Origin of the sequence: Listeria ivanovii subsp. ivanovii (assembly GCF_900187025.1) — a bacterium.
Lineage (GTDB): Bacteria > Bacillota > Bacilli > Lactobacillales > Listeriaceae > Listeria > Listeria ivanovii.
Map to the genome: position 1 here is coordinate 1,639,949 of NZ_LT906478.1, position 15,751 is coordinate 1,655,699.

The following is a 15,751-nucleotide window of genomic DNA, read 5'->3' on the forward strand; positions in this document are numbered from 1 at the left end:
TTACATTTAGCTAAGTAAACCAAGTGCTACATCTAATACTTTTTCTCCGTTCATCCGTCCATAATCTATCACATCAATGACTGTAACTGGAATAGTTCCTTCTACCACATCAGTAACTTTATCTTTCATATAACTAACTTGTGGTCCAAGCAAAATCACATCTGCTTTGCGCCAATTTTTTTCAAAATCCGTTTCAGAAATTGCCCAAATCGTTACTTCTAATTCACGTTCTTCGGCAATCCGTTCCATTTTTCGAACGAGGACACTTGTAGACATCCCTGCATTGCACATCAACATAATATTTTTCATTTATTCGTCCTCCTACTCTGCTTTTACACGATCATTAGCTTTTAAAAATGGTAGATACAGAAGTACACAAACGCCGATTAAAAAGATTTGGAATACTGCCGCTCGCCAGTCTCCACCAGTCGCAAGAAATCCTGATGCCACGACAGGTGTTGTCCACGGAACCATCACAACCACTTCAGAAATCATATGAAGTTTTGTAGCTAAATAAGCAAGTCCTAGACAGAGCGGAGTAGAGATAATAAATGGAATCATTAAACTTATGTTATAAACAATCGGTAGCCCGAACACAACTGGTTCATTAATGTTGAACAACCCAGGAGCAGATGATAATGTAGCAATCTCACGGTAATCTTTACGTTTCGACCAAATAAAGATGGCAATTAATAGAGCAATTGTATTTCCACCACCACCCATAACACCAAAGATATCACGGAAAGTCGTATTAATAATATGTGGAATTTCTGTATGATTTGCAAACGCCGTCATATTTTCTTGCATATTAGCAAGTAATACTGGATCCATAATCGGCCCTAGTATACCACTTCCAGCAATCCCGATAGAATAAAGCATTTGAGAGATTGTCATTAAAGCAAGGAATCCAGGCACGCTCGTAACAAGGAATGTTAATGGTTTCTGAATAAGCGTACTAATAAGTGCATACAAATTCAAACTAAATAATGTAGCTACTAAGAATGAAATAAATGCGAAAATAAGGACGGTTAACATTGTCGGAATAAGCACATTAAATGATTTAATAACCGCTGGAGGAACACTATCTCCAGAAATCCGAATTTTCATCTTTTCACTTTTAGAAAGACGGATAAAAACTTCTGTCGATAGCAGCGCAGTTACAATACCAACAAACATCCCCGCGGAACCCATTAACGAGAGCGGTAATACCCCTGTAACTTCAACTGCTTTCTCCAAACCTAATGGAACAACTTCAGAAACAGCTGGAACAAATATAACGATAAGCGCAATGGTCATCAATGCTGGAGCAAATGGATTTTCAAACTTTCGATTTTGTGCCAGAAAATAAGAAACGGATGCTCCAATTAAAATAGTTATAATACCAAGTGTTCCATTAACAATACTATTACCTAAATTTTGCCATGTAGTAAGTGTTTCAGAATTAATAATTGCCGACATAAAACCATCCGGCTTGATAATGACGTTATTAATTAAAACCATAAAACCCGCTAACATAATAAAAGGTAAAATTGTAGCAAAGGCATCACGCATAGACTTCAAATGGATTTGATTTCCAAGCTTCTGCGATAACCAACTTAATTTCTCGATGAATTTTTTCAATTTCTTAAACCTCCTTAGATATTACAATAATTGTAGCGCTTTCTTTTCAGTAAATAAATCCAGTCTTTTTCCCCATTAACTTAGTAGATGCGGAAATAAAGAAAACAAGCTCCTGTTTTAATTTAAAAAAAGAGCTTGTTATGTTTTATTTAGTTAAACTGTTTGCAATACGCGCATAAAGCTTTCAAAATCAGTTACTCGTTTTAACTCTCCCATTACTTTGGGATTTTCCACTAAATCACTAATCAGTGTGTACAGAGTCGCCAGTCGTTTCTGTTCTTCATTTTTCACTGCTAGCATAAAAACCACTTGTGCACGCTTTTCTCCGTTCCAGTCTACCCCGGCTGGGCAAATGCACACTGCGATAACTGTTTCTAGCACTTCCGCCTCTACTGGATGTGGCGCAGCTAGCCCATTCCCTAAATAAGTCGGCACAATTTCTTCTCGCTCCATAAGCGATGGTAAATAATCCTCCCCAACTAGCCGTTTTCCCTCCAAAACTCCTGCTAAATCCGCGAGAATTTCCACTTTGCTCGTTTTATGACTAATGATAAATAGTCCTTCACGAAATATTTTTTCTAATTCTATTTGATTTTCCGTTTCATCATGTTTCATTAACAAAGAAATATTCTGAACATCTTCTTTTGTTAAAAATGGCGATACTTGAATGACCGGGTGCAATTTGGTTTGAAGGGGCACAGTCGAAATCACAAAATCACATGTAGTTGCCGCTGTCTTGTAATCTTTAAATGAGTATACGCCCACAATTTCCAAACTACTCGAGAATTGTTTTCGCACTTTTGATTCTAGTAATTGCGATGTTCCGAGTCCTGAGGCACAAACAATTAACACTTTTTGCTTATGGTGTACAAATTCTTTATCTAGACCATATAAAAAATGAATTGCTAAATAGCCTGCCTCCGCTTCATTCACATCCGTTTTTAGTTCCGTCTCTAAAACTTCTTTCGCGACCAAACCAAGCTCAAACGCAAACGGATAGTTTTCTTTCAGATTTTCCAAGTAAGGATTTTGAATATTCATCTTAAATTTAATTCGATTGATGGCCGGCTTTAAGTGAAGCGCGATATTCGAAACCATCTTTTGGTCCTGCCGAAAGTCATATCCATAGAGCCGTTTAATCTGCTCTAATATTTTATCGACAATGATATATTCGCGATAATTATTGAAATCACTTTTCCAGTTTTTTGCACTTAAATGTAATAAAATATAAGAAATTTCACTTTCAGGAAAATGGATTTTTTCCGCAAGCTCAATCTCTTTCATAATGTTTTGGGCTGCACGTAATTCCGGCATGCTGAACTCGATATCTTCCAAGTCTGTTGCCGTGATATAGCAGTTATCTTTTACACGAGAAACCGCAATAGCAATATGAATAATTAGGTTCTTCACAGAGATGTCTGTCATATGAATATTGTATTTCGCTATATTAGATACTACTATTTCTAACATTTTTTCCAAACTAACATCTTGAAAGAAGTTTCGCTCGGTTTCTGTGATAAGTGGAGTAGCTGATTCTGCAAGTAAATACCTAGAATAACAAAAACGAATGGCCAGTTCGGTTCCAGAAATCCGGATACCGTAGCCTGCTCTCTTTTCAACAGATAATGAATAATTGGTTAGTTTTTCTTTCACTTCTAAAATATCGGAATTAATGGTGGATTTGCTGACAAAGAGCTCTTCTGCAAGCGTTTCTAATTTGACATAATCGTTTTTTAGTAATAGATAACGAATAATGTAGTTCGCTCGATCTTCGGCAAACATCGGCACAATATTCATATTTGTTTGGCCTGTTGTGTTATCCAAAAGGGCCTCTTGAAGCGCTTTTTCATCCTCTATAATCAAACGATAACCTACACCAGGAAGTGATTCAATTTGGTTTCCATCAACTTGAAGTAACGGGTTGATAGCCTTAATATCATTTCGAATCGTACGTGGCGTCACGGCTAACGCCTCACCAAGCTCTCTTCCACTAATAAATGACATTCTTAAATAGAGCATATGAATTATTTTCTGCCATCTTGGCAATAACAATTGGAAACCACTCATCCGGATTACTCTCCTCGCACCAATAAATTTAACCTACGTCTTTTGTCCATTAGCGAATGTAGCTATCAATTTTCTTTTTAATTAACGCTTCATCCATTTCACCTTGTTTAATAAGTTCCTTCATCTGTTCAGTGTAAATTACTTTTGCTGCTGCGTCCATCGCTTTTTTTACTGCGGCTATTTGTTGCATAATCGTTTCGAAATCCCGCTCTTCTTCTGTCATATTTTTTATGGAGCGCACATGTCCTTCAATTTTAGCAAATCTTGTTAATAGTGCTTTACGTTCAGCAGCTTCCATTTACATACCCCCTTACCGTATATTCGATATAACCCCCTACCCAGGTTATACATTCCGCTTCAAAATGCGATTTATAAGTACATAATACCATAAAACAAAAATACCCTCAAAAAAAAAGAAGCGTTTTACCACTTCTTAGTTTGGACGATTTAATTTTAAACTATTTATAAATTCCCCATTTTCAGCAATTTTTACAGCTCGAAATCTTGCATCATGATAAGACAAAAACCAATAATTTTCTCCAAATGTTTGTTTGAAAATTTCTTGTTTAGCAGCAATCGATGTCATTGGATAATCATCGTACGCAGTAACCCAAAGAACATTTTGATGAGCAAATGTAGGAAAAATATCTGCCATATGAACTGCTTTTTCTCCGTTCAAATGGAACCAAATAATTGAATGCCCTGCACTATGTCCACCAGTATGTTCCATTTTTACTACGTCATTTATTTTAACTTCCCTATCAAAGGTATGAATTTGTGACTCAATTTGCTCCCAATTTTCTTTCCAATAAGTCGCCTTTGAACGAATACTAGGATTTCGCATTTCGTCCCATTCCATTTTAGAAGTCCAAATCTCGGCATTTTTAAAAATCGAGTAGTTCCCTTCTTCTGAAACACCGGTCAAACCGAGCACATGATCAAAATGTAAATGCGTCATCAACACGTAATCAATCTCTTCTGGTGATACACCAAGTCGAGCTAAGTCTTCCAGAACAAATGATTCTTCCGTCACGCCATAATTGCGTTTTTGTTTTTCCGTCAAACGATTATTCCCTAGGCCACTATCAATTAAATAGTTCTTCCCTTCATATCGAAAGAACATCGGATCAGTCACATTTGCGAGTTGATTTTTTCGTTTGCTGGGTATTTTTTCTCCCAAAGTGGTTTAGGGACAACGCCGAACATCGCTCCCCCATCAAAATGCGTATAACCACCACGTAACCAGTATATAGTAATATCACCTATTTGAATTGTATCCACTCTACATTCCTCCTGTTAAATATAAAAACCAGATGCAGCAGATGCACCTGGTTTATCCTTTAATTTCTACCAAATTTTGCTTCAAGACGATAGATTGGGAATCCTTTAGCTGAAAATTTTTCTTCATATTCCGTTTTGATATTCCCTTCGTAATCGCTGTTATGCAAATCAAGTGATACAAACGTAAGTAACATGTTATATTCTGAAAATGCTACTAACGAATATTCAAATAAACTCCGATTATCCGTTTTAAAATGAATTTCTCCATCTGTCGGCAATAATCGTTCATAAATAGCGAGGAACGTCGGATTGGTTAATCGGCGTTTTGTATGACGTTTTTTAGGCCACGGGTCAGAGAAGTTGAGATAAATTTGCGCTATCTCCCCTTTCTCAAAACAGTCTTCTAATAATTTAGCATCACGAGCCACTAAACGTAAATTAGGGACATCTGCTTCGAGCGCCTTATCGAGTGCAGAGACAAGAACACTTTCAATCATTTCGATACCTATATAATTAATGGATGGGTTTGCTTTTGCCATTCCACTCACGAATTGTCCTTTGCCAGAACCGATTTCAATATGAATCGGATTATTATTTCCAAAAACTTCTTGCCACTTGCCCTTTAGTTCTTCAGGGTTTTCAATATAAATTGCTGGAAATTCCTGCAGCCTATCTTTTGCCCATGGTTTATGTTTTACACGCATCGTTCTTTACACCTCATCATCTTCTATTGCATTTTGAAAAATTTGTTTCGCACGTTCATTCGCTTCAAACGACTGATTTAAAGATACTTGCATCACAGTCTGGCAAATCGTATACCATTTTAATTTTCGATGTAAGTCAGTCGTTAAAGTAGTCCCATAACTTGAAAGCCAATTTTCCCATTCCGTTCGCGGGATATATTGGTATAAAATCATTCCAATATCATTTGCAGCATCAGCAAGCATTGCTCCGTCCCAATCTACCAGAAACAATTCATTATCCTCAGAAATAATCCAATTGTTATGATTGACATCCCCGTGACAAACGACATACTCCGTTTGGTTAACATCTGGGAGGTTTAATTCCAAGTATTGAATCGCTTCTATCATAGAAGATGTTACATTATTACTTGCTACTACCTCTACTTTTAAGCGAGCTAATAGTTGATCTGCTGAAAAATAACAGTTTTCGATTTTTTCAAGCATGTGAAGTAATGTTTCTGAATGGTGAATTTTAGCCAAGAGTGCTGCCACCCTACTTCCGCTCATTTCATCGCGCGTTAAAATATGACAGTTCACCCACTTTTGTGCAGTAATCACATCACCATTTTCGACGCGTCTTGTCCAAACAAGTTTTGGCACGATGTTTTCCACAGAAAGTGCAGCTAAAAAAGGCGAAGAATTTCTTTTTAAAAAGAATTTTTCGTCTTCATGTGTTGCAACAAATGCTTGACCAGTTTCCCCTCCGGCCGGCGCTATGTCATATTCTCTCCCAAAAAAATTATCTTTCATTTACATACACACCTTTTACTAGCTCTTTGCAACTTCCCTATGCCCTTTAATAATACTTCCGAACAAAATTGGTAACTATTCATGATTTTACTTCTCTTAGCGCTTCTAGTCAAGTCATCCTACGTTCGTAATGATAATTTCTTCTCAAAAAAATGTAAAAATCGCTAAAAAACATCACTTATTCAATTCCGGTTACACGAATTAAATAAGTAATGCTTTATTTATAAAAACTAAATCAGTTTGTTTCTTGTTGTGCTTCTTCTGTTTTTTTAACGATTGGTGGCATAGAGCTATTATTTTTTTGGATAAAGAGCGCTAAAATACAAGCAATCACCGAAAGAATTCCTGCCACTAAAAAGGCTGTTTCGATACCGTGGATTAGTACATGATTGGCAATTTCCGTTTTCGTTTTACCCATCACGTCGCTCGGTCCAAGATGTCTCGCGAAACTAGCTGCACTTTTTGACATAACAGTAATCAAGGCAGCGGTTCCAATTGATCCTGCTACTTGCCTCATCGTATTAAACATTGCTGAACCATGAGAAGCTAAATTAAGTGGTAACGAGTTGAGTGCGGCTGTTTGAAGCGGCATCATAACCATCGCCATTCCTGCCGAACGAATCGTTTGAATGATAATAATGTACGTTAAAGTAGTTGATTCATCTAAGCTTGTAAACATAAACGTAGATCCTGCCATAATAATCAAGCCAACTAGCGACAAATACTTTGCACCAAATCGGTCAAACATTACTCCAGTCACTGGTGAAAGTACTGCGGTAACTAGTGCTCCTGGCAGAAGTACCAGACCCGACTCGAGTGGTGAAAATCCGCGAACCGTTTGCAAGAAAATTGGTAGTAATAGCATGCCACCAAATAGTCCCATTACGACAAAGAAACTAATAGAAGTTGTCAGTGCGAACGTTGGATATTTAAATACTCTAAAGTTAAGTAATGGTGCTTTCGAACTTGTTTGATAACGGATGAACAGTCCTAGAACGACTAGCCCAAGAACAATAAATCCAGCTACTTTCCAAGTTAACCAAGCATGATCCCCGGCGTTACTAAATCCTAGTAACAAACTACCAAACCCGACAGTCGACATGATGACACCAAGTATATCTAGTTTTGGGAAAGTTCGTTTTCCGACATTCTTCAGTAAGAAAATAGCTACAACAATATCTAAAATCGCAAATGGAATAATAATAAAGAATAAATTGCGCCAATCATATTGCTCCACAATCCAACCTGAAAGTGTCGGACCAATTGCTGGGGCGAAGTTCATTGCTAGACCAATCAAGCCCATCGCTCGCCCACGTCGTTCCATTGGGAATAGGTTTAGCACTACTACTGTTAATAGCGGCATGACAATACCAGCGCCAATAGCCTGTACCATTCGCCCGGCAATTAACATCGTATAATCTGTTGCAAATCCGCCAATCGCAGTCCCGATTGCAAAAGTAACCATCGCAAATAGGTACAGTTGACGTGTGGTAAATCGTTCAATTAAAAAAGCTGTCATCGGAATCATGACACCATTAACTAACATAAATCCAGTTGATAGCCATTGTCCTTGGCTAGCTGTAATCCCAAAATCTTTCATAATACTTGGTAACGCGACATTCATCAACGTTTGATTGAGAATCGTAACAAAGGCGCCCATTAGCATAACTATAAGAATACCATTACGCTTTACTGATGTACTTGCTGCTTTCATATTCAATCTCGTGCACCTTCCCTTTCTAAAATGGCAATTATTTCTTGATGTATTTCTAACATTGCTTGAAGTTTTTCTTCACCAATTTCTAAAATTGGTTCTAAACGGTTGAAGAAAACATGATACGTTTCTGCCGCTTTTGTTGCCCCTTTTTCAGTGAGTGCTAAACTCAGCGCACGACGGTTACTTTCATTACGTGTGCGTTCTAAAAATCCTGCTTTTACTAGGCGGTCAACAATTCCAGATACGGTACTTTTTCCGAGCTTCATCCGGTCTGCAAGTTCCCCAAGCGTGAGTTCAGATTCTCGCTGTAACTCTCTAATTGCTAGTAATTGCGTGGTCGTGATTTCTCTGTTAGCTGCTTCTTCCGCTAACACTTGATGAGTTTTTCGTTGCACTTCGCGAAAAGAGAAAACAACCTCTTTCACTAACTTTTCTTCCATTACTTCCCCTCCGTACTGTTCGCTCCCAAATGTTTCGTATGCGAACTATTAGACTTTTGAATTATACACCTTGAAAAATATTTGTCAATCTCACAAATTCAAGCTATTTCGGTTGAAAGCGCGGTCATTAAGGTCCTGCAACAAAAATAAAAATTATATAATTTTTTACATATGTTAAATGTATTCCTTCTAAATGTCTCTTTTTTATTTCCAACAAAAAATCAGGAGCGGAAATCTATTTGTGTAGTGCGCCCCTAAAGTTAGACCAAAAAATCTAACTTTGGAGGCGTATTTTAATTGGCTAAATATGATGATGGATTTAAGAGAAAAGTAGTGGAAGCTTACCAAAATGGCGAAGGTGGTTATGGTACACTCGCCCATCATTTGTTATGCCATTTAGTTGGATTTTTAATGAAAAAAATCCTGCAACATTATTTTTAACTGCTACAGGGTTCATTCTAATATTGCTTATTTCCATCCATTATATTCTAGAAACTTATCTGGTATCCTTAATTCTAGCTGCATTTGTAGTTCTTTGCAAAAAATATTCATATCTGCATTATCATACCATTTCTGACTATTTGGTAAACTTATTACTAAATCGCCATTAATAATCGCACAACCAAATGATCCACGGTCGTAGTTTAATGCTATAAAGAAATAGTCATACATTTTAAATTGCATATTAAACATTGTATACGGAGTATCAGTTTGTCCAAAAATAGTAAAAGTTCCAATCTTACTACCAAAGTGTTCTTTTAATTCTTTTTTTATTTCATTTTTAATTTCTTTATATCCTCTATTTATCTGCAGAGAGTGTAAAATATTTTGTGTAAATGAGTAAATCCATACAAAAAAGGAAGTCCTTTCTGTAGAATTAAGTTAACGACAACCAATTTACAGAAAAGAGGACTTCCCTATGAATGATTTTACTACAGCAATTGTACAAACTCTAGGTACTAAAGGTGATTTAAATGAATTATTTCGTTCCCACTTAGAAAAAGCCCTGAATACACTCCTTCGGACCGAACTAACAGCTTACTTAGCATATGATAAGTATGAGCGAATCGGGTTTAATTCGGGCAATTCTAGAAACGGGACCTATCAACGAAGAATCAAAACGGAGTATGGTGAATTAACATTGGAAATCCCAAGAAATCGTAACGGAGAGTTCAAACAACAAACCTTGCCAGCCTACAAGCGGACCAACGACACGTTGGAATCTACGATTATCCATCTGTTTGAAAAAGGCGTTACGATGTCTGAAATAGCTGATCTGATTGAAAAAATGTATGGACACTATTATACACCACAGACAGTATCAAACATGACTAAAGTATTAACGGAAGAAGTGAGTGCATTTAAAGTCAGATCATTAAACAAACAATATGCAGCTATTTTTATGGACGCCACTTATATTCCTTTAAAACGTCAAACTGCATCTAAAGAAGCCATTTACATCGCTATCGGTATTCGAGAAGACGGAACTAAAGAAGTACTGAGTTACGTGATTGCTCCTACAGAATCCATACATATTTGGAATGAACTGCTACAGGATATATACTCCAGAGGAGTCCAGGATGTCTTACTGTTTATTACCGACGGCTTAAAAGCAATGAAAGATACAATTCACCAAATTTATCCTAACATTAAATACCAACATTGCTGTGTTCACATTTCTCGTAATATTGCTCATAAAGTACGTGTCAAAGACCGAAAAGAAATCTGTGATGATTTTAAGGCTGTTTATCAAGCCAGATCAAAGGAAGAAGCGAATACCTTTCTATATAGGATGATTGAAAAGTGGCGGAAAGCTTATCCTAAAGTGACGCAGTCGCTCATAGAAAATCAAAATTTATTGACCTCTTATGAAATTCCAACGAGTATCTGCCGAAGTATTTACTCCACTAATCTGATAGAATCTTTCAATAAGCAAATCAAAAAATATAGCCGCAGAAAAGAGCAATTTCAAAATGAAGAATCTCTAGAGCACTTCCTGGTATCCATTTTTGACACGTATAATCAAAAATTTTTAAATAGAAGCCATAAGGGCTTCCAGCAAGTGACTGATACATTAGCTTCCATGTTTTCGGAGTAACCAATTATTTTACAGAAGGACAATCTATTTACACAAAATTGTTGACGCTCCCACTTCTATTCTAACAAAGGTGGTCTTTTTTGTGTATTAAAAAATGGATCTGATTATTCCTCTTAAAAAGAAATTCTCAAATCCATTTTTCTACTTACTGGGATTTATGTCCCAGCCTCGTAAAGCTACTTTAAAGATAAATTTTTCGTTTAGTTACTTATTCCACAATGGTGAATAATACTCAGCTGAGTATCCTAATTTTATATCCTCTTTATTTATTTCTACTGTTAAATCTAACAACTTCAAAAATTTTACTTTTGCTTCATCAAAAGTAGAAAATTCAAAAGTTTTACCAACCACATAACTTCTTTCATCTCGGGAATTAACCATAAACTTATCATTTTTAATAAACAGATGAACTGCAAATGGAGTACCATCTCCTTCATTAAATAAAACGTAACGTAATGTTTCATAATTTTTCTGAGTTACTACTGAATCAATTTCTTCTTTTAGTTTACTAATATCTTGATTAATCATATTCACTTAACCTCCTTTATTAATTCTAATATCTCATAATATTTAATATTTGTTGTAAACTTAATTTGTTTTCCTCCACCAACTCCAAAAACTGTTGCCACCTTTCCCTGTTGAGGGCAAGCTAAATCCTCAAAACTAAGCTCCCACTTCTCCATCACTCTATCTATTTGTTTTTTTACTTCTTGAGTAGCCATATTGTATGCATCTTTTACATTCTTTTCAGTAATATCTTTCAATACTTCATATTGATGATAAGTTTTCACACTTTCAGGATACGGCAAACCTCTTGTGTCATAATCTAAAATTTGTCCTGCTTCTACTGGACTTGTGAATCTTCCACTTGAGTCCCCATATCTGTCAATAATTTGTCCTGCTTTCAAGTTCGCATCCACCGTAATAGCTTTACCAGTCTCATCTATCACAAATCCATTCGCTTTTGGCCATTTAATGTCCCCTGCTTCATCTAGAAAATCTGGTGAACGAACTAGTGTCCCGTCTTTAGCTTGGAAAGCAATTTCTCCATTGTCTAAGGTGATTTTCTTCGGGGTGAATTTCTTTTCCACTTCCCTTATTATATCATCCGTGTCACTCCCTTTGATATTCAAATCATCCATCTTACTCATCATATCCCGGAGTTTCTTCTGAGCAGCGCTTGTTCCTCCAGCAGCTGTTTGGACGGGAATATCATCGCCCACACCAGCGAATGCCAGGCGTTCTCTGGGCGGCATTTGGAAGACTTCTTTGGCTTTGGCTTGGATTGTTTGCGCAGCTGTGCCGATATCGTCTAGATCTTGCGTTAGTTTTTTCTTCGCCGCTTGCATCGCGTCGTCTGCGACTTTTTTAACGTTAGCGATACGCAGGTCTAAAGTTTGTTTTCCTGCTTGGATGCCATTATCAATCGTTCCTTTGAATGATTTTCCTGCATTTTTGATGGCAAGTTTCCCACCATCGAGTAGGTCGTCTCCGACTCGCAACATTTTGGAACCTGCGCTCGCGATTTTGGTGCCGGAACTAAAGGCTTTGACTCCTGGTATAATATCGAGTAAGGCAAATCCTCCTCGGAGCACGCGTTCCTGGTCGCTTAGTTCTCGGCCGGATATCCAATCTTTTCCAGTAACTGCTGAAGAGGCTTCTAGTGCGCCAAATCCTACTCCAAGTGCTAATCCGGCTGGTGGGCAGACGATACTTACGCCCACAATCACCACGGCGGCAACGATATTGACCCAGAACTCTTTCTCTTCTTGTTCGTCTTGGACGGATTTATAATCAAACGCACGAGTATGTAACATCCCCATTTTAAAATCGGCTTCGCTAACCTTTTGGTCCGGATTTTCATGCTTCCAGACTTCGTATTGGAGGGTCATTTGGTTGGCGTAGAAGTTATCGCCATTCATTAAGTCCTCAATAGTTGCATTTTCTTTTACCGATTCAATCACTTGGGGCTGATTACTGTACGAAGACATATACGTTTGTGTCGACTTAGCCCCAATACGGTTTGTAGTTGAGTATGTCGTGATACTCAAGTCTTGCATCCCATCTACAAATGCATCCAACTTCTTGTAAAAAGGCTCATCAATCAGCGTTTCGATTTTCTCCCCTGCGTGACAACTAAACTGATACAGCACCTTTAAGTCTTCCTCGATTTCCCCGTACTTGCTTCGATGGTCGGTATGTTGGAAATGAATCGCGTGATCGGTGTCTAAGTCACGGATATCGTCTTCCGCATTCTCCATATTTTTCGACACTTTTTCTAAATGATTAAATAGGCCACCAAACCAATTGGCTGCATTAAATGGAGCTAGGGCACTTTTGGCTTTTTACCAGTCGTCTTCTCGGTAGTTTACGTCTTTCATTCATCTGTCCTCGACTTTCTTTGTTATATGAGCTGTATATTAATGAAAGTTCATCTCCAAATCTTGTTATATGTTTCTTTTAATCAATATAAGCAACCATCCTTTTAAGATGGTTGCCCAAACTATAAAAAACAGAGATTCTCGTTATTTAGTATTCGAGGATTTTTGTTTTTCTACAGTCTGAAAGCCTTCCTCAAAAAAGGAAGACTTTGACTTTAAATTATTTAGCTAATACTAATTCACCACAAGAACGAACAATTTCTTCCACAAAATAGCCATGAAGTTGCGCGGTAATTGGACCACGTTTTCCGTCACCTACTTGTACGCCATCAATATGTGTAATTGGCGTAATTTCGATTGTTGTGCTAGAAATAAACACTTCATCTGCTTCTCGAAGGTCAGTTAGTGTAAAATCTGCTTCTCGGACTGGAATACCATTTTTTCTAGCAACATCTAAAATAACTTGACGAGTAATTCCGTTTAAAATTAAATTATCAGCTGCATGTGTCCAAAGCACACCATCTTTAATAATAGAAACATTGGATGCGGAACATTCGGTAACTTGTTCACCGCGGTGCAAAATAGCTTCTAAAGCATCTTGTTGATGTGCTTTATTCTTGGCCATAATGTTTCCAAGTAAGCTTAAACTTTTAATGTCACAACGTAACCAGCGCACATCTTCTTCTGTAATCGCTGTTCCACCTTCGATAAATTGTTTTTCATTTCTAGGAACCTCGCGAGCTGCTGCTGTTAGTACTCCTTCTAATGGGAAATCATCTGGAATCACATGGTTACGAGGATTTTGGACGCCACGAGTTACCTGTAAATAAACATTTCCTGTATGAATATTATTTGCCGCCACTAACTCTTCAATTAATTTACGTAGTTCTTCTTTGGAATATGGTATGACTAAATCAATTTTTGCAGCGCTGGCATATAAACGGTCGATATGTTCATCATATGTAAAGAATTTGCCATTATACAAACGAACAACTTCATATACCCCATCTCCAAATTGATATCCGCGGTCTTCCACGTCTACGGTCGCATCTTCTCTTTCCACTAAATGGTTATTTACTAATACTTTCATCTCAAGACACTCCTTGCTAGTTAATTTATTGGAACTATCTAAAAACTTAATTAAATAGAGAAACTGCCGCAAAACTAAGCTTTGCAGCAGTTAATTTTTTCAATTATAACCCTTACTTTGCTAATTTGTAAAGCGCTTCTGCGTAAATTGCTGTCGCTTTTAACAAATCGTCAAAATAACTGAATTCGTCTTTTTGGTGCATCGTATCTTCGCGGCCTGGGAATAGTGCGCCAAACGCCACACCTGTTTCCATATGACGTGCATAAGTTCCGCCACCAATTGCAAGTAAAGTAGCTTCTTCTCCTGTTTGTTTCGTATAAACTTCTTGTAAAGTTTGAATTAATGGGTGGTCTTTTGGTACGAAAAGCGGTTTGGAATCACTGTAATGTGTGTACTGTGCATTATATTCATATACGACAGTTTGCATTTTATTTTTCAGCTTATCCATGTTTGCAGTAACTGGGTAACGGAAATTAAGTCCGTATTTCCCACCTTCCCCAACATCATAACGGATAACGCCAACATTCATCGTTAATTCGCCACTTTCTTTATCTTCGTAGCTAATACCAAGTTTTACAGCACGAGAATCGCCAAATAAGTAATCACGACCAAATGTAACGAAATCATTAGCAGCACCAGTTAATTTAAATTTACCTAAGAAGGCTACTAAATGAAGACCTGCATTGATACCATTATTTGGTTCCATTGCATGAGCAGATTTTCCAACCATGTTAATTTTAACTGTTTTACCGTCTTCTTCTAACGTACCTTCTACTGGATGGTTAGCTAAGAAAGTTTTGAAAGTACTTGTTAGTTTATCGTAGTCTTTCACGTTTTCGATGATGGCACTAGCATGATCTGGTACCATATTGTAACGCTCACCTGACTCAAAGCTTAGTAAGCGGAATGCAGCTTCCCCGCTTGCTTCTCCGTCTTTAAAAGATACATCTAATTCAGAAATACCTTTTTCCGCGTGAATAATCGGGAATTCGGCATCAGGAACAAAACCGAGTGTTGGTTGTTCTTCTGTTTCGAAATAACGTTCCACACAGCTCATACCGCTTTCTTCATCAGAACCAACGATGATTCGTACACGACGAGAAAGTGGCAAACCTAACTCTTTAATAATTTTTAGCGCATAGTAACCAGCAATTGTTGGACCTTTATCGTCTGCAACACCACGAGCATAAAGCTTTCCATCACGTAAAGTTGGTTCGAATGGACCATTTGTCCAACCGTCACCAACAGGAACAACGTCGACATGTCCTAAAACACCAACAAGTTCTTCTCCTTGCCCGTATTCAAGATGTCCAGCTACGTTTCCAACCTCTTTTGTTGCAAATCCGTCTTTTTTACCAAGTTCCATCATATAATCGAGCGCACGCTTAACATCAGGTCCAAACGGCGCATCTTCTGTTTTTTTACTATCATCGCGAACACTTGGAATGCGAAGTAACCCTTTTAAATCTTCTAGGAAATCGTCTTTACGTGATTCCACTTCTTTTTGCCAATTAATTTCTGTCATCAATATTCCCTCCTTCAAACTTATCTTCTCTATTGTAAA

Annotated in this window: 15 protein-coding genes and 2 pseudogenes; 2 read left to right on the plus strand and 15 right to left on the minus strand. The window is 37.5% G+C overall.

Annotated elements, in window-relative coordinates; genetic code table 11:
- Positions 1–6: 6 nt before the first annotated feature.
- The 9 genes and pseudogenes from CKV67_RS08080 to CKV67_RS08120 all read right to left on the minus strand — a co-directional run bounded on the left by CKV67_RS08080 (position 7) and on the right by CKV67_RS08120 (position 8,618).
- The gene (locus CKV67_RS08080) at positions 7–309 is read right to left on the minus strand and encodes a PTS sugar transporter subunit IIB (protein WP_014092965.1); all 303 of its coding nucleotides are present in this window, start codon (positions 307–309) and stop codon (positions 7–9) included.
- Positions 310–321: 12 nt separating this feature from the next.
- Positions 322–1,620 carry a PTS sugar transporter subunit IIC gene (locus CKV67_RS08085; RefSeq protein WP_025279964.1) on the minus strand — a complete coding sequence of 433 codons (1,299 nt, stop codon included), beginning with the start codon at positions 1,618–1,620 and terminating at the stop codon, positions 322–324.
- Positions 1,621–1,773: 153 nt separating this feature from the next.
- Positions 1,774–3,687 carry a BglG family transcription antiterminator gene (locus CKV67_RS08090; protein ID WP_014092967.1) on the minus strand — a complete coding sequence of 638 codons (1,914 nt, stop codon included), beginning with the start codon at positions 3,685–3,687 and terminating at the stop codon, positions 1,774–1,776.
- A gap of 49 nt (positions 3,688–3,736) precedes the next feature.
- Positions 3,737–3,985 carry a metal-sensitive transcriptional regulator gene (locus CKV67_RS08095; protein ID WP_014092968.1) on the minus strand — a complete coding sequence of 83 codons (249 nt, stop codon included), beginning with the start codon at positions 3,983–3,985 and terminating at the stop codon, positions 3,737–3,739.
- Positions 3,986–4,120: 135 nt separating this feature from the next.
- Positions 4,121–4,968: pseudogene (locus CKV67_RS08100) on the minus strand (YtnP family quorum-quenching lactonase).
- A 59-nt stretch (positions 4,969–5,027) separates the two neighbouring features.
- Positions 5,028–5,672, minus strand: a complete 645-nt coding sequence (trmB, locus tag CKV67_RS08105; RefSeq protein WP_014092969.1) for a tRNA (guanosine(46)-N7)-methyltransferase TrmB — start codon at positions 5,670–5,672, stop codon at positions 5,028–5,030.
- A gap of 6 nt (positions 5,673–5,678) precedes the next feature.
- Entirely contained in the window at positions 5,679–6,461 is a 783-nt protein-coding gene (locus CKV67_RS08110; protein WP_014092970.1) for a phosphotransferase family protein, read from the minus strand.
- A gap of 235 nt (positions 6,462–6,696) precedes the next feature.
- Positions 6,697–8,181, minus strand: a complete 1,485-nt coding sequence (mdrM, locus tag CKV67_RS08115) for a multidrug efflux MFS transporter MdrM (protein WP_025279965.1) — start codon at positions 8,179–8,181, stop codon at positions 6,697–6,699.
- Positions 8,178–8,618: a MarR family winged helix-turn-helix transcriptional regulator gene (locus CKV67_RS08120; RefSeq protein ID WP_014092972.1), complete on the minus strand. Its 441-nt coding sequence runs from the start codon at positions 8,616–8,618 to the stop codon at positions 8,178–8,180. The genes mdrM and CKV67_RS08120 overlap by 4 nt, the downstream gene beginning before the upstream one ends.
- Positions 8,619–8,915: 297 nt before the next feature.
- Here CKV67_RS08120 and CKV67_RS14670 point away from each other — a divergent pair, with 297 nt between their 5' ends.
- Complete coding sequence (locus CKV67_RS14670; RefSeq protein ID WP_169846655.1) at positions 8,916–9,059, plus strand: hypothetical protein; 144 nt, start codon at positions 8,916–8,918, stop codon at positions 9,057–9,059.
- Between the two features lie 27 nt (positions 9,060–9,086).
- On the opposite strand, the gene CKV67_RS14800 is transcribed toward CKV67_RS14670, so the two are convergent.
- Positions 9,087–9,302, minus strand: a complete 216-nt coding sequence (locus CKV67_RS14800; RefSeq protein ID WP_231845366.1) for a hypothetical protein — start codon at positions 9,300–9,302, stop codon at positions 9,087–9,089.
- Between the two features lie 235 nt (positions 9,303–9,537).
- Here CKV67_RS14800 and CKV67_RS08130 point away from each other — a divergent pair, with 235 nt between their 5' ends.
- Positions 9,538–10,716: an IS256 family transposase gene (locus CKV67_RS08130; RefSeq protein ID WP_014092974.1), complete on the plus strand. Its 1,179-nt coding sequence runs from the start codon at positions 9,538–9,540 to the stop codon at positions 10,714–10,716.
- A gap of 204 nt (positions 10,717–10,920) precedes the next feature.
- Here CKV67_RS08130 and CKV67_RS08135 read toward each other — a convergent pair whose 3' ends face one another.
- From CKV67_RS08135 to pepV, 5 genes and pseudogenes are all read right to left on the minus strand, one after another.
- A complete protein-coding gene (locus CKV67_RS08135) occupies positions 10,921–11,244 on the minus strand; it encodes an Imm59 family immunity protein (protein ID WP_025279967.1) in 324 nt (107 codons plus the stop codon).
- Positions 11,245–11,246: 2 nt separating this feature from the next.
- Positions 11,247–11,807 (minus strand): glycohydrolase toxin TNT-related protein, encoded by a 561-nt coding sequence (locus CKV67_RS14975; protein ID WP_327062202.1) that lies wholly within the window; start codon positions 11,805–11,807, stop codon positions 11,247–11,249.
- A pseudogene (locus CKV67_RS08140) lies at positions 11,799–13,097 on the minus strand (ribonuclease YeeF family protein); the annotation flags it as partial. The gene CKV67_RS14975 and the pseudogene CKV67_RS08140, both read right to left, overlap by 9 nt.
- A gap of 220 nt (positions 13,098–13,317) precedes the next feature.
- Complete coding sequence (gene dat, locus CKV67_RS08145) at positions 13,318–14,187, minus strand: D-amino-acid transaminase (protein ID WP_014092976.1); 870 nt, start codon at positions 14,185–14,187, stop codon at positions 13,318–13,320.
- Between the two features lie 112 nt (positions 14,188–14,299).
- Entirely contained in the window at positions 14,300–15,712 is a 1,413-nt protein-coding gene (gene pepV / locus CKV67_RS08150; RefSeq protein WP_014092977.1) for a dipeptidase PepV, read from the minus strand.
- Between the last annotated feature and the right edge of the window lie 39 nt (positions 15,713–15,751).

What these genes read in the sequence shown, in the direction of transcription:
- pepV (WP_014092977.1), bottom strand. Translation starts at nt 15,712, where the DNA reads ATGACAGAAATTAATTGGCAAAAAGAAGTGGAATCACGTAAAGACGAT.
- CKV67_RS08080 (WP_014092965.1), bottom strand. Translation starts at nt 309, where the DNA reads ATGAAAAATATTATGTTGATGTGCAATGCAGGGATGTCTACAAGTGTC.
- CKV67_RS08130 (WP_014092974.1), top strand. Translation starts at nt 9,538, where the DNA reads ATGAATGATTTTACTACAGCAATTGTACAAACTCTAGGTACTAAAGGT.
- CKV67_RS08110 (WP_014092970.1), bottom strand. Translation starts at nt 6,461, where the DNA reads ATGAAAGATAATTTTTTTGGGAGAGAATATGACATAGCGCCGGCCGGA.
- trmB (WP_014092969.1), bottom strand. Translation starts at nt 5,672, where the DNA reads ATGCGTGTAAAACATAAACCATGGGCAAAAGATAGGCTGCAGGAATTT.
- CKV67_RS08090 (WP_014092967.1), bottom strand. Translation starts at nt 3,687, where the DNA reads ATGAGTGGTTTCCAATTGTTATTGCCAAGATGGCAGAAAATAATTCAT.
- CKV67_RS08120 (WP_014092972.1), bottom strand. Translation starts at nt 8,618, where the DNA reads ATGGAAGAAAAGTTAGTGAAAGAGGTTGTTTTCTCTTTTCGCGAAGTG.
- CKV67_RS08135 (WP_025279967.1), bottom strand. Translation starts at nt 11,244, where the DNA reads ATGATTAATCAAGATATTAGTAAACTAAAAGAAGAAATTGATTCAGTA.
- CKV67_RS08095 (WP_014092968.1), bottom strand. Translation starts at nt 3,985, where the DNA reads ATGGAAGCTGCTGAACGTAAAGCACTATTAACAAGATTTGCTAAAATT.
- dat (WP_014092976.1), bottom strand. Translation starts at nt 14,187, where the DNA reads ATGAAAGTATTAGTAAATAACCATTTAGTGGAAAGAGAAGATGCGACC.
- CKV67_RS14800 (WP_231845366.1), bottom strand. Translation starts at nt 9,302, where the DNA reads ATGCAATTTAAAATGTATGACTATTTCTTTATAGCATTAAACTACGAC.